This is a genomic window from Rhodococcus sp. IEGM 1307 (assembly GCF_030056915.1).
GTDB lineage: Bacteria > Actinomycetota > Actinomycetes > Mycobacteriales > Mycobacteriaceae > Rhodococcus_F > Rhodococcus_F opacus_D.
On sequence record NZ_JASHKW010000040.1, the window covers coordinates 5,339 to 29,608 of the forward strand.

20 protein-coding genes and 3 pseudogenes are annotated in these 24,270 nt (G+C 62.3%); 15 read left to right on the plus strand and 8 right to left on the minus strand.

Annotation, left to right across the window (positions count from 1 at the left end; genetic code table 11):
* Window positions 1-92: 92 nt before the first annotated feature.
* The 5 genes from QM841_RS41420 to QM841_RS41440 form a co-directional block, all read right to left on the minus strand.
* Window positions 93-401 carry an ArsR/SmtB family transcription factor gene (locus QM841_RS41420; RefSeq protein WP_105423961.1) on the minus strand — a complete coding sequence of 103 codons (309 nt, stop codon included), beginning with the start codon at window positions 399-401 and terminating at the stop codon, window positions 93-95.
* A gap of 260 nt (window positions 402-661) precedes the next feature.
* Window positions 662-2,050 carry an FAD-binding oxidoreductase gene (locus QM841_RS41425; RefSeq protein ID WP_283336560.1) on the minus strand — a complete coding sequence of 463 codons (1,389 nt, stop codon included), beginning with the start codon at window positions 2,048-2,050 and terminating at the stop codon, window positions 662-664.
* A gap of 52 nt (window positions 2,051-2,102) precedes the next feature.
* Window positions 2,103-3,191: an NAD(P)H-dependent amine dehydrogenase family protein gene (locus QM841_RS41430; protein ID WP_283336563.1), complete on the minus strand. Its 1,089-nt coding sequence runs from the start codon at window positions 3,189-3,191 to the stop codon at window positions 2,103-2,105.
* A 109-nt stretch (window positions 3,192-3,300) separates the two neighbouring features.
* Window positions 3,301-3,627 carry a putative quinol monooxygenase gene (locus QM841_RS41435; RefSeq protein WP_283336565.1) on the minus strand — a complete coding sequence of 109 codons (327 nt, stop codon included), beginning with the start codon at window positions 3,625-3,627 and terminating at the stop codon, window positions 3,301-3,303.
* Window positions 3,628-4,066: 439 nt separating this feature from the next.
* Window positions 4,067-4,852, minus strand: coding sequence for an IclR family transcriptional regulator (locus QM841_RS41440; protein WP_283336566.1), 786 nt, complete (start codon window positions 4,850-4,852; stop codon window positions 4,067-4,069).
* 834 nt (window positions 4,853-5,686) lie between these two features.
* Here QM841_RS41440 and QM841_RS41445 point away from each other — a divergent pair.
* From QM841_RS41445 to pdxR, 15 genes and pseudogenes are all read left to right on the plus strand, one after another.
* A complete protein-coding gene (locus QM841_RS41445) occupies window positions 5,687-7,351 on the plus strand; it encodes an ABC transporter substrate-binding protein (protein WP_283336567.1) in 1,665 nt (554 codons plus the stop codon).
* Between the two features lie 184 nt (window positions 7,352-7,535).
* Window positions 7,536-8,465, plus strand: a complete 930-nt coding sequence (locus QM841_RS41450) for an ABC transporter permease (protein WP_283336568.1) — start codon at window positions 7,536-7,538, stop codon at window positions 8,463-8,465.
* Window positions 8,462-10,405 (plus strand): dipeptide/oligopeptide/nickel ABC transporter permease/ATP-binding protein, encoded by a 1,944-nt coding sequence (locus tag QM841_RS41455; RefSeq protein WP_105423534.1) that lies wholly within the window; start codon window positions 8,462-8,464, stop codon window positions 10,403-10,405. Before QM841_RS41450 ends, QM841_RS41455 begins: the two co-directional genes overlap by 4 nt.
* Window positions 10,402-11,532, plus strand: a complete 1,131-nt coding sequence (locus QM841_RS41460) for an ABC transporter ATP-binding protein (RefSeq protein ID WP_198602307.1) — start codon at window positions 10,402-10,404, stop codon at window positions 11,530-11,532. The genes QM841_RS41455 and QM841_RS41460 overlap by 4 nt, the downstream gene beginning before the upstream one ends.
* Complete coding sequence (locus tag QM841_RS41465; RefSeq protein ID WP_105423536.1) at window positions 11,529-11,762, plus strand: hypothetical protein; 234 nt, start codon at window positions 11,529-11,531, stop codon at window positions 11,760-11,762. Before QM841_RS41460 ends, QM841_RS41465 begins: the two co-directional genes overlap by 4 nt.
* Before the next feature lie 13 nt (window positions 11,763-11,775).
* Window positions 11,776-12,708, plus strand: coding sequence for an SDR family NAD(P)-dependent oxidoreductase (locus QM841_RS41470; protein ID WP_241962368.1), 933 nt, complete (start codon window positions 11,776-11,778; stop codon window positions 12,706-12,708).
* A gap of 27 nt (window positions 12,709-12,735) precedes the next feature.
* Window positions 12,736-13,266: a hypothetical protein gene (locus QM841_RS41475; RefSeq protein WP_283336569.1), complete on the plus strand. Its 531-nt coding sequence runs from the start codon at window positions 12,736-12,738 to the stop codon at window positions 13,264-13,266.
* Window positions 13,263-14,033: a 2-keto-4-pentenoate hydratase gene (locus QM841_RS41480; RefSeq protein ID WP_283336570.1), complete on the plus strand. Its 771-nt coding sequence runs from the start codon at window positions 13,263-13,265 to the stop codon at window positions 14,031-14,033. Before QM841_RS41475 ends, QM841_RS41480 begins: the two co-directional genes overlap by 4 nt.
* Entirely contained in the window at window positions 14,030-14,911 is an 882-nt protein-coding gene (locus tag QM841_RS41485; protein WP_283336571.1) for an acetaldehyde dehydrogenase (acetylating), read from the plus strand. The genes QM841_RS41480 and QM841_RS41485 overlap by 4 nt, the downstream gene beginning before the upstream one ends.
* A complete protein-coding gene (gene dmpG / locus QM841_RS41490; RefSeq protein WP_105423546.1) occupies window positions 14,908-15,927 on the plus strand; it encodes a 4-hydroxy-2-oxovalerate aldolase in 1,020 nt (339 codons plus the stop codon). Before QM841_RS41485 ends, dmpG begins: the two co-directional genes overlap by 4 nt.
* On the plus strand, window positions 15,902-16,873 hold the full coding sequence (locus QM841_RS41495) for an LLM class flavin-dependent oxidoreductase (protein WP_105423548.1): 972 nt from the start codon (window positions 15,902-15,904) through the stop codon (window positions 16,871-16,873). The genes dmpG and QM841_RS41495 overlap by 26 nt, the downstream gene beginning before the upstream one ends.
* 26 nt (window positions 16,874-16,899) lie before the next feature.
* Complete coding sequence (locus tag QM841_RS41500; RefSeq protein WP_283336572.1) at window positions 16,900-17,364, plus strand: VOC family protein; 465 nt, start codon at window positions 16,900-16,902, stop codon at window positions 17,362-17,364.
* 648 nt (window positions 17,365-18,012) lie between these two features.
* On the plus strand, window positions 18,013-18,645 hold the full coding sequence (locus QM841_RS41505; RefSeq protein WP_283336574.1) for a hypothetical protein: 633 nt from the start codon (window positions 18,013-18,015) through the stop codon (window positions 18,643-18,645).
* A 51-nt stretch (window positions 18,646-18,696) separates the two neighbouring features.
* Window positions 18,697-18,839, plus strand: a pseudogene (locus QM841_RS43705) (2-keto-4-pentenoate hydratase); the annotation flags it as partial.
* A gap of 329 nt (window positions 18,840-19,168) precedes the next feature.
* On the plus strand, window positions 19,169-20,668 hold the full coding sequence (gene pdxR / locus QM841_RS41510) for a MocR-like pyridoxine biosynthesis transcription factor PdxR (protein ID WP_283336575.1): 1,500 nt from the start codon (window positions 19,169-19,171) through the stop codon (window positions 20,666-20,668).
* Window positions 20,669-21,039: 371 nt separating this feature from the next.
* Here pdxR and QM841_RS41515 read toward each other — a convergent pair.
* From QM841_RS41515 to QM841_RS41525, 3 genes and pseudogenes are all read right to left on the minus strand, one after another.
* A pseudogene (locus tag QM841_RS41515) lies at window positions 21,040-21,337 on the minus strand (IS3-like element ISMyma10 family transposase); the annotation flags it as partial.
* Between the two features lie 479 nt (window positions 21,338-21,816).
* Window positions 21,817-22,139 (minus strand): annotated as a pseudogene (locus tag QM841_RS41520) (acyl-CoA dehydrogenase family protein); the annotation flags it as partial.
* Between the two features lie 455 nt (window positions 22,140-22,594).
* Complete coding sequence (locus QM841_RS41525) at window positions 22,595-24,268, minus strand: GMC family oxidoreductase (protein WP_283336583.1); 1,674 nt, start codon at window positions 24,266-24,268, stop codon at window positions 22,595-22,597.
* Between the last annotated feature and the right edge of the window lie 2 nt (window positions 24,269-24,270).

The following is a 24,270-nucleotide window of genomic DNA, read 5'->3' on the forward strand; positions in this document are numbered from 1 at the left end:
GGCGGTGGCAGTTCGGCCGGTTGTTCAGCCCGCGTGGCGCAGAACGTCGAGCAGGAAGGCGGGAACTCGGCGGTGGCAGTTCGGCCGGTTGTTCAGCCCGCGTGGCGCAGAACGTCGAGCAGGCCGGGAAGCCGTTGCTCGATCTCGGCGGATCGCAACGCTACGAAAACACGGTTTCCGTGGTCGATCGTCTCCACGATCCCGGACTCATGTAGCACACGCAAATGTTGAGTCAGCGTCGACCTGCTGACCGTCACGTTGAACGCGGCGCACGACGACACTTGATTGCCGGGCGTCTGCAGCAACGCCGTCACGACCTGACGACGGACCGGATTCGCGAGCGCCTTGAGGGCCACGTCGAGAGTGACCTCAACACCGTCTTCAGAACTACTATTCGACATTGGCCCTCCAGATCTCGCGTACGTTCGATATAAACCGTACCTCAAGAGGGTCTGATTACATACAGCCGGAGGTTGCGCACGGTCATACGCATTTATTGTCCAAAACGGACGTCGGTTCGAGTCCACCGCAGCCCTCGACATACCTCCATAATCACGACGTTGCTATGACCGGCTAAATCGGCCTCACGTATGCGGGGTCAAAAACCGACACTCCGGCCGGATCGACCACAACATCAATCCCGTCACATTGGTTCACGTGCTTACATTTCTAGGATCACACCAGGGTTGAGCAGTCCGTGCGGGTCGAGCGCGTTCTTGATGGTCGCAGTGAGCTCCATGACGTCGGAACCGATTTGATCGGGCAGCCAGCCCTTCTTCAACCGACCGACCCCATGCTCTCCGGTGATGGTGCCGCCCAGAAAGATTGCTAGATCCATAATCTGCCCGAACGCCACCTGTGCGCGAGCAGCTTCATCGGTGTCAGACGGATCGAAAACGATCAGCGGATGAGTGTTGCCGTCGCCGGCGTGCGCGATCACCGAGATCATGAGCCGGTTGTCGGCGGCGATCGCAGCGACACCGTCGATGAGCGTCGGCAGCTGGGGCAACGGGACGCCGACATCCTCCAGGAGCAGTGACCCGATCTTCTCGACGGCCGGGACCGCGGCTCGACGGGCGGCGGTGAACGCCTCACCCTCCTGCGGGTCATCGGTGTCGAAGACCTCGCTCGCACCGTACGTCTCGAACGCCTCCCGGATGATCGCGACCTCGGCGGCGGCGGCCGGGCCGGGTGCATCCGATTGGGCGACGAGCAATGCGCCGGCGTCACGGTCGAGTCCCATCCGCAGCATGTCCTCGACCGCGTTGATCGAGACGGAGTCCATCAACTCCAGCATCGCCGGTCGGATCTGCGAGGTGATGGACAGGACGGCCCGACAGGCGTCATTCACCGAGGTGAAGGTGCCCACCACGGTGGATGCGGGTGCCTGCGGCGGCAGTAGTCGCAGTGTCACCTCAGTGATGATGCCGAGAACTCCCTCACTGCCGACGAAGAGCTTCGTCAGGGGGAGCCCGGCCGAGTCCTTCATCTGCTTGCCACCGAGCCGGATGGCGCGACCGTCTGCGAGCACGACCTCGAGACCGAGCACATAGTCTGTGGTCACGCCATACTTCACGCAGCACAGGCCACCCGCGTTGGTGGCGACGTTCCCACCGATGGAGCTGATTTCGAAGGACGACGGGTCCGGCGGATACCAGAGCCCGTTCGCGGAGGCGGCCGCCTTCACCTCGGCATTGAACAGCCCCGGTTGGGCTACCGCAGTCCTCGTCGTCGTGTCGACAGTCAGCTCTCGCATCTTCTCCGTGGACAGCACCACCGCACCGTTGACCGCGGTCGATCCGCCCGAGAGACTGGTCCCCGCACCTCGGGTGATGACAGGGATCCTGTGTTGGGCGCACCATCGCACGACTGTTTGCACCTGCTCGGTGGTTGTCGGCCGGATGAGTGCCAGCGCAGTCCCGGCGTCCGGGTCCTGCGCGCGATCCTGTCGGTAGGCGGCGAGGATATCGGGATCGGTGACCACCATCCCGTCGGGCAACAAGGCGGCGAGCATGCCCGTATCGTCGACGACTCCAGTCGAGTTCTTCATCGGAAGCCTCTCTCGTTGAGACCGTATGTTCGAGACAGAAAGACTCAACGAATCACTTCGTGGAGCGAGACTGCCACGCTCCGGGTACCGGCATCGTGAACAGCCCGGGCGGGGCCTCGAGCACGACTGGGATGCAGTTGAACACGCTGGCCCCAGCAGTCTGGAACACACCCGAGGCGAGGGACGCCCCGGGCACAGCTGCGTTCGGATCGAGCGAGGGCGCTAGGTCGACGGTCGTCCGCGATGACGGCGACCCTTCGATCTCCACGACGAGACGAACTTCGAGGGGGAGCCCGGGGAAGTCGGGGTGATCTCGCTGAACGGTGTATATGAACTCGAAGTCCATGAACGGCCTGGTCTCACCGAAACGCGCTGCCGACCACTTGAAAGCCGCGCCGCACACGGTTCCCTTATTGATCTTCCCGACAGGGATCTCGAAGTCCCGTGTTGCAAGGAACAGCTCGAAGCTACCCTCGACCTTGTCCAGTTCCACGCCGATGTTCCTGGCCAACAGATGCAGCCATTCCGCCACGCTCTGCTGGAAGTACCCGCCCTCCTCCATCCAAGGCTCGAACTCGTCCGCGGGCTTACCCAATCCCAAGAGCTCGACCATCATGTTCAGGTTTGGGTTGGGCGAAAAATCGTCTATCTCCGCCAGGTAGATGTGGTCGACGTCAAGGGACATGCGCGTCAGCGCTGCACCCAACCAAGGCACTACCACATCCGGGTTGGCTCCAGCGGACATCAAAGTCGTCCCGCCCTCGCGGCACGCGTCCTCGATACGCTGAGCGTACTCCGGGCTCCGTAGCTCAGGAACAAAGTACGGCCCGGTCGACGAGACCACGTTCTTCCCAGATCTGAGCAAGTCGAAAACGTCTCGGTCGCGCTCTTCGATCGGCCCCTGCCCAGCCGGGCAGTGCACCACGACGTCCGCATCGAGCGCGATGAGCGCATCACGATCGTTCGTCGCCAGCACACCCGTCGGCGGCAGCCCCCCGGCCAACTCACCGGCGTCCTTTCCAACCTTCTCCGGCGTGTGCACCCACACTCCGACCAGCTCAAGATCCGGGTGCTCGATGATCGCCTTGAGCGTCGTGCTACCGACTGCACCCGTCGCCCACTGTATAACTCGAATCGTCATTAACTACCTCTCTCCAAACTTAAGGGTTCTATTGCCGACACAGGTCGGAAATACCGCCAGGCCTAGCGCGGAGTGTCTAAGAAACCAACCACTTGCGACGTCATTCGCGTTAGTCGTGGACAGCGAATTCTCCTAGCTCCGACCACGTCTCGCCAGACACAGTCGTGTTGATGATGAGTGGGGTTGCCACGAGATGCGGCGGCAATTTTTCCTGCGCCGCCTTGAAATGCGCCGACTGGACGTGCGCAGCGCCGGCATCGTCGTCGCGGAACGCCTCGATGAGCACATACTCGTTCGGGTTGTCGAGGCTGCGCGACCACTGATACCAGAGGCAGCCGGGTTCGGCCTGAGTCGCGGCGGTGAAGTCAGCGGCGATGACCGGCCAGAAGTCGGCGTCCTCGGGTTTGACGAGGAACTTGGCTGTAATGACGATCATGACTCTCCAAATCGGGCTCAGCTCTGACGAAATCAGGGGGGAAGGGGACCAGGACTGCCACGCGGATGCGTCAGGAGCTTCCGTTGGCGGGTTTCTCACGCATACCACTGCGCACGCTGTGACCGTAGAGCGCGCGCTCTACGGTGGGACACCGATCTCACTAGTCACCTCCGGCACGCCCTACTCCGGGGCGGCCGATGGTGAACAATCGAGAACCGGGCCGGGTCTTCTGAACAGTCTGCCTGGCAGCCACAGAACCTCCTTCGACAGCTATGTGAACGACTGCACTATGTGCACCAGTTCACGCACCGTCCAGCTTTTCGTCCCGATCAGCGGCACGATCCCTATTGGACCTAAAGGCTGCGTGAGCGGCCCCACCTGGGGATCGCACTCCATGACCACCGGAGTTTTGATTCCGGCTGCGCTGTGCCGGCTGAGGTCAGTTAGCTCGACCAAGCTCTCGAGACAGCGCCAAGGCGGCGGTACGTACTGCCGCAGCAGCTTGGTCAAGGTTGATCTTGTTATGCCACCCCGAAACCGAGAGCCCTCCAACCACCTCACCGTTGGTGTCAAAGACCGGCGCCGCCGCGCATACCACCCCCGCTCGGGATTCTTCGAGGTCGAAGGACACACCCCGTTCGCGGATCCGGGACAGTTCTTTGATGAACCTCCCTGGGGTGTCGATGGTGCGTCTACTGATCCGCGCCAGTCCACCCGCCAGAATATCGTTGACGATCCCATCTGAGGAGTAGGCGAGGATGGCTTTGCCGATACCGGTGCCATGGGCGGGCCACCGACCTCCCATCTGAATCGGTAAGGGCGGGGCAGCAGGACTGCGCAAGACGTCGAGATACACCACCGAATCGCCATCAAGAACGGCCAGATGCACCGAGTATCCGGTCGCTTCCCGCAGATCGTTCATGTACGGCTTTGCCGCTTCCCGCAGGTCACGCTGCCGCGGTACGTGCTGGCCGAGTTCGAACAATCGCAGTCCCAATTGGTATGTTTGGCCGGCGTTTTCGAGTAGTCGGTGGGCCGACATGTCCTGTACGAGGCGATGAACACTGGACTTCGAGATGCCCGTGCGGCGTGATAGTTCGGATACACCGAGCCCTCCGTCTGCCCGCCTGAGTGCCTCGAGTATCGCCGACACGCGCTCGACTGCGCCTGTCTGCGGCACTGACTGGCGGGGATCTTCCCGCTGATCGGAACGATTCGGTTGCATGTGTCATTTTGTTCCACCACAGTGTGGAAGTGCAACAGGTCACACAAGGAAAAGAAGACCTCCTTGAGTACTCCACAAGCAAGGAAAGAACCGATGACCCCATACCCGGACGCCATGAAAAACATTGCACAGCAATGGCTCCCGTTCGGCGGACCCCCTGCCGAAGAGGTCCTCGTACGGTTCGGTATCACTCTCGAAACTTTTTATCGGCGGTTGAACTACATCATCAGCGCTGAGCAACCCTCAGCAACGACAACGGCGCTCGCCGAGCTGGCCCGCACGAAGTTGAGTCACACGCCAGCCCCGCGAGATAACCGTTCACTCCATACAGACACCGTTGCATCACCTGACAGCTGAAGGTTCGTAAAACTCCAACAAGGCAACGGATTTGACTGCCCTGATTGCGTCCGGACCGAAACGTTCGGACGTCAAGTAAACGGAATCGTTTTAGTTCCGGTTGGGGAAAAGGGTTTTGTCGGACCCGTTCTGGCTGGGAACGTATGTGCGCCAACATGACTGACCTGTATAGGTCGCCTGGGCGAAGGGGAGAGGATTTCATCAATGTGTCCTATAGATAACTTCCAAGTGTCGAGTGGACAGCAGAAGGCCTAACAATTGGATCTGTCAACAGTTGTGCATGGTTCGTAGAGTGACTCGAACAGGCATATGCGCTGCGTCCGCCCTGACTGCGGCCTTACGTCCTCACGGTTAGACCCAACCACGCATCGGAGCGCGGTCGACAGGGAAAGAAACCGTTTAATTAGAACGATATTCGACCGGGAAACATCGTTGTGACCACCGACGGACTCCGAGCATTGGAAGCGGGATATTGTAATGAACGCTAAACAGTTGTCAGCAGACACGACGTCTGTCGGTGAAAGGCTGAGCAGAGGGTCGCGGCGACTATCGGTTGCTTGTACTGCCATCCTTCTGGCCGCGCTGCTAGTTGCGATATCAGCATGCGGTTCGAGCAGCGGTGCTTATGAGAAGATCACCACGCTGAAGATTGCCCTCAACAGTGCTCCGAACTCCCTCAACCCGGCTCTGGCAACTGGATCACGGCAGTTCATCGCAATCCAACTTTCCCTTTCCTATGCGGCACTCTTCCATCAGACGCCCACCGGCGATATCGAGCCGCAGTTGGCCACCACGTGGCACTACGACAACTCTGGAACCACACCAAACCAGGAGTTCGAGTTCACGTTGCGGCCGGACGTCAAGTTCTCTGATGGCACTCCGCTCACCGCAGAGAGCGTAGTGGGGTGGCTCAAATATTTCGTCGAGAGCAAAGGGCCGTTTGTCGGCAACTTCGGAGCCAATCCTACTTTCACCGCGACTAGCCCGCTCTCGGTGAAGATTGAAATGACGTCACCCAACCCAGACCTCCCGGTGGCTCTGTCCGATGAGGGAGACAATGCCGGCTTCGTCGTCAGTCCGAAGGCGGTCGCCGACCCGAGCCTGTTGAACACGGCGTCCTACGGTGCCGGCCAGTACCAGATCGATTCATCTCAGTCGCTGAGCGGTGATCATTACACCTACAAACCGAATCCGAACTATTACGACAAGCCGGCGATCCGCTTCGAGCAGGTCGATATTAAGGTCATTCCCAACGCAAGTACACGGTTGCAGGCGCAGCAGTCCGGGCAGTACCAGGTCGCCCTCGGGGACACCTCGACTGCGACCGCCGCTAAGTCGGCGGGTCTGCAGGTCCAGTCCGCGCCACAAGGAATGTTCTTCTTGTCGCTAGACCTGAAGCACGACGTAGGAGCACCTGCGCTACAGAAGGTGGAGGTTCGGCAAGCGATCAACTACGCGATCGACCGCGAGTCGATCGCCAAGGCGCTCTTCGGCGAGTTCGGCGTCCCGGAATGGGGTTTCGTCACCGCCAACGCCAAGGGCGACTCAGCCGACTTCCACTACGACTACGACCCGGCCAAGGCCAAGCAGTTGCTGGCGCAGGCAGGCTTCGCCGACGGCTTCTCAATGAATGTGATCTGTTCGGGCTACTTCGGAAACTACGGCGAGCCGCTAATGAGCGCCGTCGCGCAAGACCTGAAGGTGGTCGGCATCGATCTCAATATTCAGTGCTTGCCCGATCAGGCGTCCTTCTCGACTGACGCCTTGGACTACAAGTCCGCAGCGATTCAGACGCTTGACCAGTTCAACACCACGTCGGCCACCTATCCGCTGTACCTGTCAGCGGATTCTCCGATCGCCTTCTACGGAGGCGACAAGGAGATCGACCGCCTCTACTCTCTTGGCGCCTCCTCGGCGGATCCGACCAAGTACTGGGACCAGATGTGGCAGCGGTTCACCAGCCAGGCGTACACCGTGCCGCTGGTCGAGTTCCCGAACATCTACTACGTCTCGAACGGCATCGGCGGAGTCGAGGTGAACCAGCGATACAACACCTCGCTGCCGATCAGTTGGTACCCGACCGACATTGACGGGGCCTCTAAAGATGCTGGTGATCTTGTTCAAGTAGCCCCGAACCCATGACTCAACGAAACATCAAAGACGTGAAAGGTGAGCCGGCATGAGCACCGTGATGACCAAAAATGCGCATGAGTCCGGGGGCCGCACGGTACAGAATTCTGGGGGCCGCGTGGTGATAGTGCCGCCGCGACCATCCGCAGCTGTCCGTCGTGTCGCCTCACTGGTCGATGCACAGATAGCCGGGCTGGTGTTGAAGCGGCTGGCGACCGCGATCGTGCTGCTGCTGGTCGTATCGGCGCTGAGCTTCGTGCTCATCTCGTTGACGCCTGGCGACGAGGCGCGCGCAATTGTGGGGCTCGGCGGAACCGAAGAGCAGTACCTGCAGGTACGCGTAGAACTCGGCCTCGACAAGTCAGTGCCCGCGCAGTACTGGCAGTGGCTGACTCACGCGGTGCAAGGCGACCTCGGGGATTCCCTGACGACCAACGAGCCCGTCGTGAACAGCATCCAGACGCGGCTTGGGGTCACACTCTCATTGATGGTCTTGTCGATGATCCTGAGTCTCGTGCTCGGTGTGCTGTTCGGCGTGATCAGCGCTGTCCGTGGCGGCGTGACCGGTCGCCTCGTGGATGCTCTCGGAGTGCTGGGCTTCGCGGTGCCGCCGTTCTGGCTCGCAGCGGCCCTGATCACGATCTTCGCAGTGAACCTCGGCGTGCTACCAAGCACCGGGTACGTTGCCCCGGATGAGTCGATCGGACTATGGCTGCAGTCGCTGGTGTTGCCCGTTCTAGCACTATCCATCGGCGGGATCGGCGCGATCGCCAAGCAAGCGAGGGACGGCATGCTCGAAGCCCTGGGCAGCGAATACATACGCGCCGCACGGACGAGTGGCATCTCGTCGACGTCGATCATCTTCCGTCACGCCCTGCGAGGTGCGGCGCTACGCGTAGCCGCTGTCACCGGCTGGATCACCATCAGCCTGCTCGGCGGAGCTGTGTTCGTGGAGAGCGTGTTCGCCATCCCCGGTTTGGGGAGCCTGGCGGTGACGGCAGCCACACAGCACGACATCCCGCTGATTCAAGGCGTCGTCGTGATCTTCACGGCGATCGTGGTGATCGTGAACCTAGGAACCGACCTACTGAACATCTGGATCGACCCACGAGTGAGGGTGGCATGAGCATCGCAGAAGTAGACTCCACGGCCCTCAACAAAGCTGCGTCCTCAGACTCGCCTAGCTTCGTTCGCCGTCTGCTCCGTCACAAGCTGGCCGCGGTCTGCATCGCGTATCTCTTCGTTCTCGTGGGCATCGCGATCGTCGCTCCGATTGCATTGCCGGACATCGCCGAGCAAAACGCGGGCTCGCTGGATGCGGTTCTTTCGCCGCCGAGTCTCGACCACCTCCTGGGCACCGACCAGCTCGGGCGCGACGTCCTGGATCGGCTGCTCGTGGGTACTCGGACCACACTGGTCGGTGTAGGGATCGCGGTGCTAGTGGTGCTGGCGGTTGGCGTCCCACTCGGCCTTGCCGCCGGGTACTTCGGCGGCTGGGTCGACCGCGCGGTCACGTGGGTCAGTGATCTCCTGTTCGGGCTGCCAGGCATCGTTGTAGTCCTGCTCGTGCTGGCGGTGTTCCCGTACAGCATGGTCGCGGCTATGACGACATTCGGGGTGCTGGTCTCGCCGGCAATGATGAGAGTCGTGCGCGTCTCGGTGCTCCCGATCGAGCGCGAGCTGTACATCGCGGCGGCCCGCGCTGCGGGGCTTTCCCGGCCATACATCATCGTCCGGCACGTGGTCCCACGGGTGTCGGGGGCGATCATCGTCCAGACATCGGTGCTGGCTGGTCTCTCGTTGATTACACAATGCGGGCTGTGCTTCCTCGGACTCCTGGTCAAGGCCCCAGAGCCGAGTTGGGGTGGCATGGTGGCTGACGGTGTGCAAATGATTATCCAGAGCCCCTGGTTGATTTGGCCGCCCGGTGTGCTCATCACGGTGACGGTTCTTGTACTCGGCCTGCTCGGCGATGTCTCCCGGGACGCGCTCACTGCGGCTTGGGCGGCACCGTTGCGCAGCCGTCGCCGGCTTCCAGTCGCTGCAGCCGCCGACAGCGACAGCACAGTCGCGGTCGACACCGGTGCAGTGCTAACTGTTCGAGGTCTGAAGGTCGGCTTCCAGTCCCACGGTGGTGCGGAAACGCGAGTCGTCGATGGCGTGAACTTCGACATCGCTCCGGGGGAGACGGTTGGCCTCGTAGGAGAGTCCGGCTGTGGCAAGAGCGCGACGGCGATGTCGATCGTCGGACTACTGCCGGGCACGGGCCAGGTAGAGGCCGGCTCGATCTTCTTCGGTGGGCGCGACCTGACCACGCTGTCTGACAGCGAGCTCAATCAGGTGCGAGGACGGGACATCGCGGTCATCTCGCAGGAGCCCATGGTGAGCTTCAACCCGACCTTACGGATCGGGTGGCAACTGGCCGAGATCGTGCGTCGTCACCATCACGTCTCGCGAGCGGAGGCACGGTCCCGGGTGCTGGACCTGTTGGCGCAGGTCCACCTGCCGGACCCTGCGGCGGTCGCCGCAAGCTATCCCCACGAGCTCTCTGGCGGTATGGCGCAACGGGTCGCGATCGCTCGCGCCCTCGCCGGTGACCCCTCGCTGGTCATCGCCGATGAGCCGACCACGGCACTTGACGTTACCGTGCAGGCCGAGATCCTCGGACTACTGCGAGAACTTCAGGCGAATCGCGGCATGGCCATCCTACTGATCACGCACGACTGGGGCGTGGTCGCCGAGATGTGCCAGCGTGCCGTCGTTCTGTACGCCGGTCAGGTCATCGAACAGGGACCGATCATCCCGGTGTTCCAGGAGCCGCGGCACCCGTACACAAAGGGTCTGTTGATGGCGAACCCGCACGGGGTGCCTTCTACGGCGGCACTCCCCGCAATTTCGGGAACGGTCCCGCCACCTGGGCAGTGGCCGAGCGGATGCCGGTTCAACGACCGCTGCGCGTATGCCACCGCCGCGTGCGGCGAAAGCGCCATCCCACTCATGTCAGTCGGAACGCGGCGGGAAGCGCGTTGTATCCACAGCTTCATGCTCGAAGGAGAAAGCGCATGACCAGTATCGAGTCGTCGGCAAGGAAGGAGCATATGACCAGATTCGAGTCGTCGGCCAGCCCTCTGCTGACCGTTCAGGATCTGTCGGTGCACTTCAGCCGGGGTCGTCGCAAGGCACTGCTGCGCGCAGTCGACGACGTCAGCATTACCGTCGAAAATCAGCAGACAGTCGGAATCGTTGGGGAATCCGGATCTGGGAAGACGACGTTGGGGAGGGCAATCCTCGGGCTGACGCCGATCGCTGCAGGCAGTGTGGAGTGGCTCGGCGAGGACATCACGGCGGCATCCAGACGGCGGCGACGAGACCTGAGCGCAGAACTGGGGGTCGTCTTCCAGGATCCTTACAGCTCACTCAACCCGACTCGGACGATCGGACAAACGCTTCGTGAGATGCTGCATACGAGCGACCTGTCCCGCCAGGAGATGGACACACGGGTCGGGGAGATGTTGGAGCGGGTCGGATTGGCCCCCAGTGCCGCCGCGCGGTACCCCTCAAACTTTTCCGGTGGCCAACGCCAGCGGATCGCGATTGCCCGAGCGCTAGTCGGCAAGCCCCGGCTCGTCATCTGCGACGAGGCGGTCACCGCCCTGGACCTGTCGGTGCAGGCGCAGGTACTCAACCTGCTACGCGAGCTGCAGCAGGACCTCCGCCTGAGCTACCTGTTCATCGCACACGACCTCGACGTCGTGCGCTACATCTCCGATCGCATCCTCGTCTTCTACCGCGGGCAAGTGGTCGAGGAGGGACCGGCCGAGGAGCTCTACTTCCATCCCCTCCATCCCTATACCCGCGCCCTGCTTGATGCGGTGCCGATTCCCGATCCGACCGTCGAGCGCACGATGGGGTCGAGCGCCAAGGATCCGGAAGATGTGGACGCTACACCGATACCGGACACTGGGTGTCCCTTCGCGCCGCGCTGTCGACATCGCACGGAAGTGTGCGTGCGCGAGCGTCCGGCCATCGAGTCGTGCCGCGACGGGCGCTTCCGTGTCGCATGCCACCACTGGCGCGAGCTCGATGGGGAAATAGCACAGGGCGGTGTGAATACCGATCGCCCCAGCGATCACCGAGAGGCAAAGCACAGGGCGGGTGCCAACGCAACGACGTACGAAGGGGTGATCGAGTGAGCAATCGAATCGCGGGCGAGGTCGAATTCGTCACAGGCACGGCTCTCCGCCAAGTCATCCGACTGACCCAGAAAGGCACAGACATCATCGCGGTGGACATCCACCAGTCCATCTCGGAGATCCCGCCGCTGTTGTACGCGGACCTGACCGCCGACGATATAGCCGAGTCGGTCCGGCAGGCCTCCATCAACCACTCTCAAGATTCGGGGACCTGCCTTGTCACAGTTTGATTTCGAAGGGCAGGTGGCGATCGTCACCGGCGGAGGCCGAAATCTTGGTCGTGGCTACTGCATCGAACTCGCTAGACGTGGAGCGGCAGTAGTTGTCAACGACATCGACGGCGATGCAGCCGACGCTGTTGTTGACGAGATCAAGCGGGCGGGAGGCAAGGCAGTCGCCTCGCTTGACACGGTGTCGACGGCCGACGGGGGGAGGGCGATCGTCGCGAAGGCGGTCGAGCAGTACGGCACCGTCGACATCCTGATCAACAACGCCGGCAACGTGCGCGCCGGAGACTTCGCCGACATGTCCTTGGAGGACTTCGAGGCTGTGCTCGCAGTGCATCTCAGTGGGGCCTTCTGCGTGACTCAGCCGGCATGGGCACTCATGCGAAAGCAAGGTCGAGGTCGGATCGTGATGACCAGCTCAGCCGGTGGCGTGTATCCCGAACAGGGCTACAGCGAGTACGCAACCGCGAAGGCCGGGATCATCGGATTGACGCGGGCACTTGCCGCCGAGGGCAAAGAACACGGGATTTTCGTCAACGCGATCCTGCCGCAAGCCGGGGGCTCAGCGATGACATCGACGGCACAGCCGATCGCTTCCCTGAAGGAGTCGAAGTTCTCTGGGCCAGACGAAAGTCTCGCGCCCTACAAGTCGGTCGAGGCCGTCAGTCCGCTCGTGGTGTACCTCTGCTCTTCGGCGTGCAGTCAGACGGGTTTGGCTCTCTCCGCGGGCGCCGGATGGTTCGGCCGTGTGTTCCTGGGTCTCACGAGCGGATGGACGACACCTGAGTTGGGTGTGCCTGCAACCGCCGAAGAAGTCGCCCAACACTTCGACGAAATCATCGACACCGAGCGGTACGAGGTGCCCGAAGGTGCGTCCGACGAACTGAGACACATCGCCACAAGATTGGGCCTCACTATCGGATTAGCTGGGGCGGCATTCGGTAGGTGATGGGACGAAGGACAGGAGATCAGAGCGATGAAGACAGTACGGCTACGTGAACAAAACTCGACACGTGTTGTGGAAAACCTTTTCGAGGGTCCCTTAGTCGACTTGGCGGCGTTCAGACAGCCGCGTGTGGAGCCGAAAGTGGCGGTGGTACTCGCGGCCGACCTCCCTGCGGATGCGCTGCCGGGCGATGTTGCCCGTGCCGTGACCGGTTTATTTCTGGCCGTAGACATACTCGACGCGACGACCGAGGGTCCCGAGTCGTCACTGATCGGCGGCAGTGGAGTCGTCCTGCTCGGTGATCAGCTGCTTCCGCTGGAGCTGCTCGGAGAGCTGTGCCTGTATCTGGACGGTGAACTGGTCGCCGCGGAATCTGCGGCGGAGCTGGGTGACCCGGTGACCCGAGTCGCCTGGCTGTCCTCCGAGGTCGAGGGGCTGCAGGCCGGTGATGCGGTCCTCTTGGGTTCTCCAGCAGACAGCGTCCCCGCCACACCGGGCACGCTGCTGCTCGAAGGACCGCTCGGCTCGATGCTCTCTGCGAACCTGCGATGCGCAGCATGAGCATATTGGCGCAACGCCTCGAGCACGCGTGGGTGACCGGCGTGCCGGTCCCACCACTGTCGGAATCCGACGGTCTGACCCGCGAGGAAGCGTATGGCGTTCAGCATGCCTGGAACGCGGCACGGGTGGCCGACGGAGAGCGCGTAGTGGGTCGCAAGATCGGCCTGACCAGCGCCGCAATCCGAGCTCAGGCCAACGTCGACGAGCCTGACTATGGATCACTGTGGGGCTCGCGTCAGTACATCTCGGCAGGTGGGCGGGCAGAGGCGCCCGCGCAAACATTCATTGCTCCGCGCGTCGAGGGCGAGCTGGCGTTCCTACTCGGCGCAGATGTGGGTGAGGGTGCCACTGTTCAGCACGTGCTGGCGGCGACCGAGGCAATCGCGGTGTCGATCGAGATCATCGACTCACGCATCCAGGACTGGCGACTGACGATCGCCGACACGATCGCGGACAATGCGTCCTACGGCGGATTCGTGCTCGGTCCATGGTCGCGTTCGCTGCGCTACGCCGATCTCGGAACGCTCGGCATGGTGCTGTACCAAAACGGCCAGGTCGCGTCGACCGGCGTCGGCGTCGAATCCTTCGGCCATCCGGCACGCGCTGTGGCCTGGTTGGCGCGCAAGCTGGCGAGCTTTGGAGAACACCTGCCGGCCGGCTCAATCGTGCTCTCAGGAGCCTTGGGCCATGCCCCAAGCGTCGCGCAGGGCGACGAGATCACGCTTCGAATCACCAACAACCCGCCACTCACATTGAGGTTTACATGACTCGCAAGATCACTGCAGCGATCGTCGGCTCAGGCAACATCGGGACCGACCTGCTGTATAAACTCCAGCGCTCGGCGCTTGTCGAGCCGCGCTATCTGGTCGGTATCGACCCCGATAGCGAAGGTCTGGCTCGCGCACGCACGATGGGCCTGGAGACCTCGGCCGAAGGTGTCGACTGGCTCCTGTCACGTCCCGAGTTGCCCGATATCGTCTTCGAGGCCACCTCGGCTAAGGTCCACGCCGCGGCAGCGCCCCGGTACGCAGAGTCTGGGATCAAAGCGATCGACCTGACCCCCGCCTCGATCGGACCCTACGTCGTCCCGCCGGTCAACCTGCACGAGCACATCGGTGCTCCCAACATGAACATGGTGTCGTGCGCCGGGCAGGCGACGATCCCCATCATGCACGCGATCAATCGCGTTGCCGACGTCACCTACGGCGAGATTGTCGCGGCGATTGCCAGCGACAGCGCAGGTCCGGGGACCCGCCAGAATCTCTCGGAGTTCTCCGAGAAGACTGCCCGGGCGCTGGAGAGCCCCGGCGGCGCCGATCGAGGCAAGGCCCTGTCGGTCATCAACCCCGCTCAGCCGCCCATGCTGATGCGTGACACGGTCTATGCCCTGGTCAAGGATGTCGACGCAGCCCGGATCGAGGCCAGCGTCATGGAGATGATCGACCAGGTCCAGGAGTACGTGCCCGGCTACCGATTGCGGCTTTTCGACGTCGATGGCGATCAGGTCACCGTGATGCTCGAGGTTGAGGGCGCAGGCGACTTTCTACCGGTATATGCAGGCAATCTAGACATCATCACCGCCGCGGCTGCCCGGGTGGGCGACGCGGTGGCCCGCACCCTGATCGGAAATGAGGTGACGGCATGACGGACGTGCACGTCGTAGATACCACTATGCGTGATGGAGCCAACTCCTTCTCGCACCAGTTCACAACCAGTCAGGTCTCGGCGATTGCCGCAGGTCTCGACCAATCCGGGGTCAAGCTGATCGAGGTCACCCACGGAGACGGCCTGGGCGGCTCGTCCCTGCAGCTGGGCCGCGCGGCGCACTCCGACGCGGAGTACATCACCGCCGCCGTACAGGCGGTCAAGGATGCGCGGATCGCCGTGCTATATGTTCCCGGAATCGCGACGCTGAACGACCTCGCCGTCGCGCAGGAGTGCGGCGCGCAGGCGGTGCGCATCGCGGTGCACTGCACCGAGGCCGACTGCGCGGAGCAATCGGTCCGGTGGGCGCGCGAGCGGGGCCTCGAAGTCCTCTGCTTCTTGATGATGAGCCACATGGTCGAACCCGCAGTGCTGGCCGAGCAGGCCGCGTTGCTGGACAGCTACGGCGCGCAGGTCGTCTACACGGTGGACTCGGCCGGCGCGCTGACCCCGTCGGGCGCGGCGGCGCGAGTCAGGGCGATGCGTGACCGCGTCTCGTGCGAGGTGGGTTTCCATGCTCATAACAATTTGGGACTCGCCGTCGGTAACACGCTGGCGGCCATCGACGCGGGCGCGACCTACGTGGACGGCTCGCTGTGTGGCCTGGGTGCCAGCGCCGGCAACGCCGCCACAGAGGTCCTCGTCGCAGCCATGGAGCGCGAAGGTCACAAGACCGGAGTCGACCTCTTCGACCTGGTCGACGTCGCCGAGGACATCGTCTCGCCACTCATGCCACGCCCGCAGGTCATCGACGCAACCGCACTGACCATCGGCTACGCAGGCGTCTACTCCACCTTCTTCCTGTTCGCCAAGCGGGCAGCCGAGAAGTACGGAGTATCTAGTCGCGAGATTCTGCTGGAACTCGGCCACCGCGGTGTTATCGGCGGCCAGGAGGACATGATCGTCGACGTCGCCGCCGAACTGGCCCGCAATGCCGGTGTCCCGGTCAGCGCGTAGTGAAGATACGAGAAAGGGCGCTCTAGTGAGCTCAACGAAAGATTTTAGATTCGGCTTCAGCGGCAACGCGTTCGACATCGACGGGCTCGTCGACGACGCGGTCAGAGCCGAGCGCGCCGGATTCGACGTGTTCCAGATCATCGACTTCGCCACTGCGTTGTCTCCGATGGTCGCGCTTGCGGCGGTAGCGCGGGCGACCAGCAAGATCCGGCTGAGCCCGTTCGTGCTGAACACCGCGCTGTGGAACCCGGCAACGGTCTGCCGGGATCTGGCGACCTTGGACCGGATCAGCAATGGTCGCCTGGAGGTCGCGCTTGGATCCGGGATATCGCTGCCGGACACCCGCGGGTTGATGCCCCAGACCCGCGACGAGCGGTTCGGACGGTTGCGGGAGACGGTCGCGGCGATCAAGGAGACAGTGTCTGAGCCGGGCATCACTCCTGGCTTTGTCGAGCGGCCGCGGCTGGCGGTCGCGGGCACCGTTGACCGGGTGCTGAGGCTGGCGGCCGAGGAAGCCGACACCTTTCTGATCGCCTCCGTCCCTCCGGTGCCGAAGGTCGAGGGATTGGAGCCGTACGAGGTGATCCCGGAGCGGGAAGCCACCGCGGCGTACCTGGATCGACTGCGTGATTACGCCGGTGAGCGCGCCGAGGTGCTCGAGATCGGCACCAGCGCACCGGTGATCCTCACAGACGACACCGATGCCGCCTTGGCCGAACTGGCGGCGACGCACACGAACTTGAGTCCCCAGCAGATATTCGAGTCACCCAAGATGTTGGTGGGCAGTCTGGAGGAGGTCGTTGATCAGATCATTTCCCGCCGTGCCGATCTGGGCATCACCTACCAGTCGCTTCGTACATCGACTCCAGAGGAGGCCGCCCCTGTGATTGAGGCGGTCAGGGCCAGGTCTACGGCGCAGGCCGCGGGCAGCGTGGTGACTCGATGACGCGGCGACGACCATAGGAGGAAAGCATGATTCGCGGTATCCATCATATCGGCATCCACACTCAGGATCTGGACCGATTGAAGTCCTTCTATGAGAAGGCATTTGGCTTCGAGATCGTCGGTGAGGAGATGAACCTCGCGGAAGTGCCGGAAGCAGCCCTGGTCGTCGGGGTACCGGGCGCCGCAGCGCGTGTGGTGATGATGAAGACGCACAACTGCTTCATCGAATTGTTCGAGTGGAAGTCGCCGCCCGGAACGACCCGTAAGCCGCTGAAGGCGAACGACTTCGGGTACACCCACTTCATGGTCGACGTCTCGGACATCGACGCGGAGTACGAAAGGTTGTCGGCGCTCGGTATGACGTTCGTCCATCCTTCTGCGGTGCGATGGGGTGACACCGCATCGGTATACGGGCAGGACCCCGATGGCAACATCATCGAACTCGGCGAGATACCAGAGGGCAATGGTTTACACCTTGAAATCAGCGACTGAAATGCAGGGCCCGGCAACTCTCGCACGATCTGTGCTGGTGCCGCGACATGCCTGGGCGACAGAGTTCAATCGCCGGTCGTGTGATGTAAAACGCAGCTGAATCTGTGGGAGAAGCCTGGCGCTCCGGGATGCTCGGTTGCAACCCGAAGCCGAGACCCAAACCTCCAGACCCAATTTCGGGTATGGGTGTAGGTACTTCGGCCAATGGTGCAGGTGTCGGAGTCGGTCCAAGGTAGCTGATACGCCGTACACCACCCGACGTGGCAGTCGAAAACTATCTGCACGTGAGAGAAGAGTTGTCATGGCACGGATCCGAGAACCTGGGCACCAATCTGCTGAATACGATGTGGGTCGGTGTGGATCAGCCGCAATCGACTCAGGGTGGAATGGAGGGCCCATCATGGGACATTCGCGGTCAGCCCTATTCACGGACAACGAATTAGCCCCGCTTCGCTGTGACACAGCATTAACGGCTATTTCAATAGATGAAGGAGACATGCCTTGAGTGCTAAAACAATTTATTTGGTGTTCGGGTCGCCGACTAGTGCCGACAAGGAAGAGGAGGTCAGCCGATGGTACGAGCCCCATCTGATCGAGATGTGTACTCTCCCCGGACTCATCTCGGCGCAACTATTCAAGCCCAGTAGTGTGCAGCTCCCTCGTCTCACGACCACGCTGCCGCAGACGATGGCGCTGTACGAGTTCGACTCCAACGATCTTGCCGGGGATTTCAAGACGCTGTGGGCCAGCAGTCTGACTCGGAGGATCGGTCCACCCGCTGAGGGCGTCTTCACACTCGACCCCAACTATCAGTCGGCGGTCTACGACCTCGACTCCGAGTACCCCAAGGACTACGGGAACGAATCTCCCGGCGATGGACTACCGCCGTTGCCACCGGCACGTAAGCAGATCATGCTGGTTTTCGGTTCGCCGACCTCCCCCGAGAGGGAGGAAGAGGTCAACCGCTGGTGGGAGCCGCATCTGAAGCAGATGACGTGCTCTCCAGGGCTCACCGCCTGCAGTTTCTATCGACCGAGCAACGTGCAGCTCCCTCGTCTTACGACCACACTGCCGCAGAACATGGCGGTCTGCGAGTTCGACTCCAACGACCTCGCCGGGGATATCGAAACCCTCTACGCAAGCCACCTGGAGGGCTCAAAGACAGGAATCTTCGAGCCGGGCAGGTCGATCCCGCCCCCTCCGGAGGGATCGTTCGAACTCGATCCGGTCTACCAGACGGGGATCTTCGAGCTGGTGTCCCAGTGGCCGAAGACCATTTGAAACGACCCAACTCCTAACCAGGAGGTGATTAGCAGGTCACCCGACCTGACTGACTCCGGTCACCTCACGGCGAGCATGTTCCATCTTGAGCACCAGCCCATCGCCACGATCTGTTCTTGTAGCCGCGTATCGAACCTGAGATCGCTTTTGTGCTGGGTCGGGCCTTGCGGCCGTCGGATCAGGCCGTCGCACAACCGCAGTGTAACCATCGGTCTGCCCATCGATCCCGACCCTGACAAGCAGTACAACCCTTACGACTTTGCAACCTGATCGAACTGTGGGTGCCGCTCAGCGGTCAAATCTGCTACCGCCACGACTATTAGCTGGGGCATCATCCGTCACAAACCCACCGCGCAGAACGACACACCTCCCCATCGTTACCGACAGCAACACGACCAAAGTCAACAACTAGCCACCGCGATCTCACAAATCCGTGCCGGGGCTTGCAACGGCCCTGGCACGGGCGGTCGCCCATCTCGTACTTCACGAGCAAGGAAAGAACTCAGATCTAGAGGACACATTGATGAAATCTCTTCCGCCTGACTATGTGCTGACTATGTTTGAGCGGCGGTTCACCCGCGAGGCGTCGGTATCGCTTCATCGGCAGGTGTACGACCTCGTTCGGCAGCCGATCATTGACGGAGAACTGCCAGCAGGAACGCGACTGCCGCCGGGCCGTGTCCTATCGCAGCGGCTCAGACTTTCGCGGCACACGGTCTCCTCCGCGATCGAGCAACTTTCTGGCGAGGGCTACCTAGTCGGACGCGTAGGATCGGGAACTTTCGTCAGCCATCACTTCGCCGCAGAACGCGCCGACACAGCAAAGCCTCCCAGTCAATCGACGGCGATGGAACTGTCTGCACGGGGGCGCTTACTAGCGGCAATGCAGCGCTCGCCCTTCCGGTGGGACGATCCAACAGCTCCAGCGAATAATCCACCACCATTCCGAGTGGGCTTGCCCGCAATAGACGCCTTTCCCACCAAAGAATGGTCACGAGCGCTGAGCCATGCATGGAACTCCAGTGCAACGCACCTGGGGTATCAGGGCCCCCGCGGGCACTTTCCACTTCGATCAGCTATTTCTGACTACCTATATGCCTCTCGTGGCCTACGCTGTGACGCCGACCAGATCGTCATCACAGCAGGCTCCCAGAATGGCCTTGACCTGACGTTTCGTTTACTCGTTGATCCCGGTGACACCGTCGCGGTGGAAGACCCCGGATATATCGGTGCCCGGTCAGCGGCAATAGCTGCCGGTGCCCGGGTGGTAGGCGTGGCGGTTGACGGAAAGGGCCTTGTCACCGAAGACCTCGCCCGGCAACAGGTCACTCCGCGGGTTGTTTTTGTGACGCCGACCCACCAGTTCCCCACCGGCGCCCCCATGGCTGTCGATCGGCGTCTCGAGCTGATCGAATGGGCTCGCGCCAACAGGGCTTGGATCATCGAAGATGACTATGGCAGCGAGTTTCGCTACGCAGGTCGACCGTGTGACCCATTATCGGTGCTCGACCGAGAAGGTTGTGTCATTTACGCCGGAACCTTTGCGAAGGTGATGTTTCCCGCGCTTCGACTCGGCTATCTCGTACTGCCAGCCGGACTCGTGGATAGCTTCGAAGCTGCCCACGTGTCCACCGATATTCACCGCCCCCACCTCGAGCAAGTAGCACTTTCAGCCTTCATGCACGACGGGAGATTTGCGCGACATTTGCGGCGAACGGGCGAACTGCACGCCGAGCGAAGACAACGCCTGTTGGAGAGCTTGAGCGCCCAACTCGGTGGCCTGCTTGTCGTCGAGCAGGCCGAGTCTGGTCTCCACATGCTGACCAGGCTCGTAGCAGGTTCGAATGATTTTGCTCTTTCCTCAGCAGCCGCCGCGAAGGGTCTCGATCCCTGGCCCCTGTCTATTCATTACCAGACGACCCCCCAACCAGGCATGCTTCTTGGCTTCGGAGGCTCCACGCCGGCTGTGATCGAGCAAGCGGTGCAGACGTTAGCGGGCGTCCTGGACAGCCAGGCAAGCTAATAGGTCCGGGGCTTTCATCAGCCGGCTTCGGCGCAGGGCAGCGCCTGTCAGGGCCGGGACCATTTATATGACAGAGGTTTTGGTTGTCGTCACGCAGCTGATTGTCGGGTCACAGCGCACCTGTCGACAGCGAGCGACTTGGACTCGTCAGAGGTGTGTGCGGCGGCGCTGGTTTCAGCGCTTTTCGTTCAATCTGTCCCGGAACCGGGGGCGTTTCAAGGAGAGATGACGAGGCTCAGCGGAATTGGATCTGGCACAATTTTCGTGAGGGTGTTGGGCGTGTCGCCACGGTGCGCTGAGCTACGGCGGGTGAGGATCGTCGGCGTGAACCATCCCGGGTCCGATGCACACAGTGTCATTTGTGCGACCGGTCGGTCGGCACGGTGTGCAGCGTAGTACTTGGCTTCGTACTCGGTGGGCGGGATCCGCCCAAGTCGGTGCATGAGCCGGTCGGTGTTGTACCAGTGCACCTACACCGAGGTGGCCTCCTCGACGTCGCTGAGTGCGCAACGGCCCGATGCGGAACGGGGAGCCGTCAGCGATGCACTCGGTCTTATAGAGCCCGGCCGTCGTCTCGGCGAGGGCGTTGTCGAGGGCGTCGGCCACGGACCCGATGGACGGCAGCAGTCCGTGCAGGAACAGGGTCTCCCCGAACCGCAGAGCCGTATATTGACCAGGTTCAACCGGTGGAAGCAACACCCCGACAATGGAGGTGTTGGATGGGACGACCACCAGTATGGGCGGCAGGGTTGACGGGGCGTGCGGTGATGCGGTCACTTCCCGCCCTGGCCACCACACGACAGCTTGTCCACGACTTCGCCGAGCTCATGATCGAGCGTCGCGGGAGCGACCTCGGCGCCTGGATGAGGCGTCGACACCAATTTCGGCGATCGGGCGGAAGCGCAGCCTGCTCGACGAGTTCAAGCCCCATCTCCACGAACGCTTCAACGCCGGATGCACCGATGCTGCCCGACTCACTCGCGAGATCGTCGGGTTGGGCTACTGCGGCAGCGACAAGACTGTCCGCCGCTACCTGCAGGAACTGCTCTGCAAGCGCGTCATCCACACCGTATAGCTAAGGCCGACAACAGAATCACGAAAAGTGCGCCAGATCCATTTTCAGCGAGCCCATCAGAGATTCTTCTCTCCCGCTCCGCACGAGCAACCGAGGTGTACACCATCAGACGGGTGGCCTCGATCTTCATCGCCATGTCCGCGATCATGAACTCCACACTCTGAAAGCTCGAGATTTGCCGAACTGCTTACGGTCCTTTGTGTACGCGATCGCCTGGGCACCGATCGTCGGGCGGGTGTGATCAAGAGTCTCCAGCGCGGTCTTGAAACACGTCCCCGGCTCGCCGATGATCCGATCAGCGGGGATGGTGCAGTTCTCGAAATACATTTCCGCCGTGGGTGATCCCTCGATCCTCAGATTCTTCTCCAACGGACCGTGAAACCGGGGGTCGTCCCTCAGGCGAGTGGAAGACGTTGTCACTGCACCGAACGCGTGTTGCTACGAGCCTTTGCGCCGAGTAGACAAAGGCTCGTGGGGTTTGAGCCGTGGCCTGACTTCTCCGTCGGCTGTGCCGGAGTAGCCAGGCGACATCGGGGCCCAATCCGCTGCGTCCTTGGTGGGTACGTTCATCGTCGCACCGGGTACGAACAGGACGATCCACTGATCGAGATCCCAGTCGTCGCGGAGGTCGGCCTCATCGAAGAAGGATTCTTCGACCTCGGCGCGGGTGATGCTGCGGTCGCTACCCGCCGATACGTCCAGTTGGATTGCTGCGGTTGTTCTCCGGCCTTTCCATTCGCGCCGGCGATCTCGCCCACTCAGGCCCGTAAGGCGCGGGGTGTCCTTCGAGACCGGTGTCGACGGAGGCGATCGGCGGCGGGGTCGCAGGGCGAGCTGCGCCCCGCCGGGACTCAGCTCGACTCTTCGGCAATGAGCGCGGCCATGCGCTCGCCGATCATGATCGCGCTGGCGTGTGGTCCCCGCCGAGTCAACGTCGGCATGATCGACAAGTCAGCCACCCGCAGCCCCTCCACCCCGTGAACCCGGCCCCGAGGGTCTACGACCGCCGTGGCATCAGTGGTCGGCCCCATCTTGCAGGTCCCGGCTGTGTGGGCTGCAGAGGCCAGGTTGGCGAGGATCCACCGGTCCAGCTCGCCGTCGGAACTTAGCTCGCCATCGGTTAGGGTCGTGAGCTGCGCACCTATGCGCCGGTAAGCAGGATGCTCGAGCAGTCGTGCGACCAGGCGCACACCGTCGCGCATGCGCCGCAGGTCCTCTGGTTCGCTCATATACCGGAAGCTAAGCTGCGGAAGCACGCTGGGATCGGCGGACGTCAAAGTAAGCTCACCGCGGCTCAGCTCGACGCTGAGCTCAACAAACATCTGCAAGTCCTTGCGCTGCCGGAAGTCCTGCAGGGCTGCTTTCGCGGACCCGCCCCACACACCCTTCCAGGTCGCCCAAGGATTTCGGAGAAACAGAGCACCCCGGGCACGGTCGACAAGCGATTGGCTGCGTGCGCCGAAGAGCATGGTGGACTTTGAGTAGATAGCCGGGAGGAGACACATGTCATCGGTGATGGACGAGTCCGTGGCTGTGTAGTTGAGGATCACTGGGCCCACCGGCAGCAGTCCGCCGGGGACCGGACCCTCCGTAGTGGTGCGGTACGGAATGCCGACGAACGGATGGTCCATGAGATTCTGGCCAACGTACGGCGAGTCATGGACGACGTTGATCCCGAGCTGTTGGAGCTTGTCAGCTGGACCCACGCCGGAGAGCATGAGGAGGTGGGGGGTGTTGATACCGCCCGCACACAAGACAATCTCATCAGCGGAGACCGCGCCATCGACGCCGTCACGCTGGTAGACAACGCCGTCGGCCCGACCGTTAGTGAATGTTACAGCGTGGACGAACGTGCGGTCTTGGACCGTCAGGTTCGGGCGGCCCTCCACCGGGATCAGGTATCGGAGGGCCGCGTTCATCCGACGGCCGTTGGACGCGTTGGTCGGCGTGAAAGCTACCCCGGCCGAGGTTGCGCTGTTGATGTCCAGATCCTCGGGAAAGCCGGCGCCGAAACATGCCTGGCGGAACGCATCAATGATGGGGACCGCCGCCGATTCGGGACGGCGCTGGATCACCATCGGGCCCTGGGCGCCGTGTCCCGGCGAGTCGCCGAAGTCCAGATCGGTCTCGGCCTTGATGAAGAAAGGTAGGACGTCCTCGTAGGACCATCCGACGTTCCCTGCGGCGGCCCAACCGTCGTAGTCCGCCGGGGCTCCTCGCCCGTAGAAGGCGCCGTTGACGGCACTGGAACCACCGACGGTCTTGCCCCGCGCGACCGAGATGACGCGGTCGCCGGTCAGCTGTGCCATGAAGGGCCAGTGGTCGGCGCTTCCCGGCATGGCGAACGCCCCAGAATGGCAGTATTTCAGCGCTGGCGGATGACTCTCGATTCCCCCGTAATGTCGGCCGGCCTCGAGGACCAGCACTGACTTTTGCGGGTCTTCGGACAGCCGTGCGGCGAGCGCGCTGCCCGAGGCGCCTGAGCCAATCACGACGACGTTGTAGTGGTTACTCGCGCGGGGCATGG

Bases quoted from the DNA above. Each gene is read 5' to 3' on its own strand.
- QM841_RS41455 (WP_105423534.1), top strand. From the start codon at position 8,462: ATGAGCATCGCAGAAGTAGACTCCACGGCCCTCAACAAAGCTGCGTCC.
- QM841_RS41475 (WP_283336569.1), top strand. From the start codon at position 12,736: ATGAAGACAGTACGGCTACGTGAACAAAACTCGACACGTGTTGTGGAA.
- QM841_RS41420 (WP_105423961.1), bottom strand. From the start codon at position 401: ATGTCGAATAGTAGTTCTGAAGACGGTGTTGAGGTCACTCTCGACGTG.
- QM841_RS41495 (WP_105423548.1), top strand. From the start codon at position 15,902: ATGCCGGTGTCCCGGTCAGCGCGTAGTGAAGATACGAGAAAGGGCGCT.
- QM841_RS41445 (WP_283336567.1), top strand. From the start codon at position 5,687: ATGAACGCTAAACAGTTGTCAGCAGACACGACGTCTGTCGGTGAAAGG.
- QM841_RS41485 (WP_283336571.1), top strand. From the start codon at position 14,030: ATGACTCGCAAGATCACTGCAGCGATCGTCGGCTCAGGCAACATCGGG.
- QM841_RS41525 (WP_283336583.1), bottom strand. From the start codon at position 24,268: ATGCCCCGCGCGAGTAACCACTACAACGTCGTCGTGATTGGCTCAGGC.
- QM841_RS41480 (WP_283336570.1), top strand. From the start codon at position 13,263: ATGAGCATATTGGCGCAACGCCTCGAGCACGCGTGGGTGACCGGCGTG.
- QM841_RS41435 (WP_283336565.1), bottom strand. From the start codon at position 3,627: ATGATCGTCATTACAGCCAAGTTCCTCGTCAAACCCGAGGACGCCGAC.
- QM841_RS41500 (WP_283336572.1), top strand. From the start codon at position 16,900: ATGATTCGCGGTATCCATCATATCGGCATCCACACTCAGGATCTGGAC.
- QM841_RS41425 (WP_283336560.1), bottom strand. From the start codon at position 2,050: ATGAAGAACTCGACTGGAGTCGTCGACGATACGGGCATGCTCGCCGCC.
- QM841_RS41430 (WP_283336563.1), bottom strand. From the start codon at position 3,191: ATGACGATTCGAGTTATACAGTGGGCGACGGGTGCAGTCGGTAGCACG.
- dmpG (WP_105423546.1), top strand. From the start codon at position 14,908: ATGACGGACGTGCACGTCGTAGATACCACTATGCGTGATGGAGCCAAC.
- QM841_RS41440 (WP_283336566.1), bottom strand. From the start codon at position 4,852: ATGCAACCGAATCGTTCCGATCAGCGGGAAGATCCCCGCCAGTCAGTG.
- QM841_RS41460 (WP_198602307.1), top strand. From the start codon at position 10,402: ATGACCAGTATCGAGTCGTCGGCAAGGAAGGAGCATATGACCAGATTC.
- pdxR (WP_283336575.1), top strand. From the start codon at position 19,169: ATGAAATCTCTTCCGCCTGACTATGTGCTGACTATGTTTGAGCGGCGG.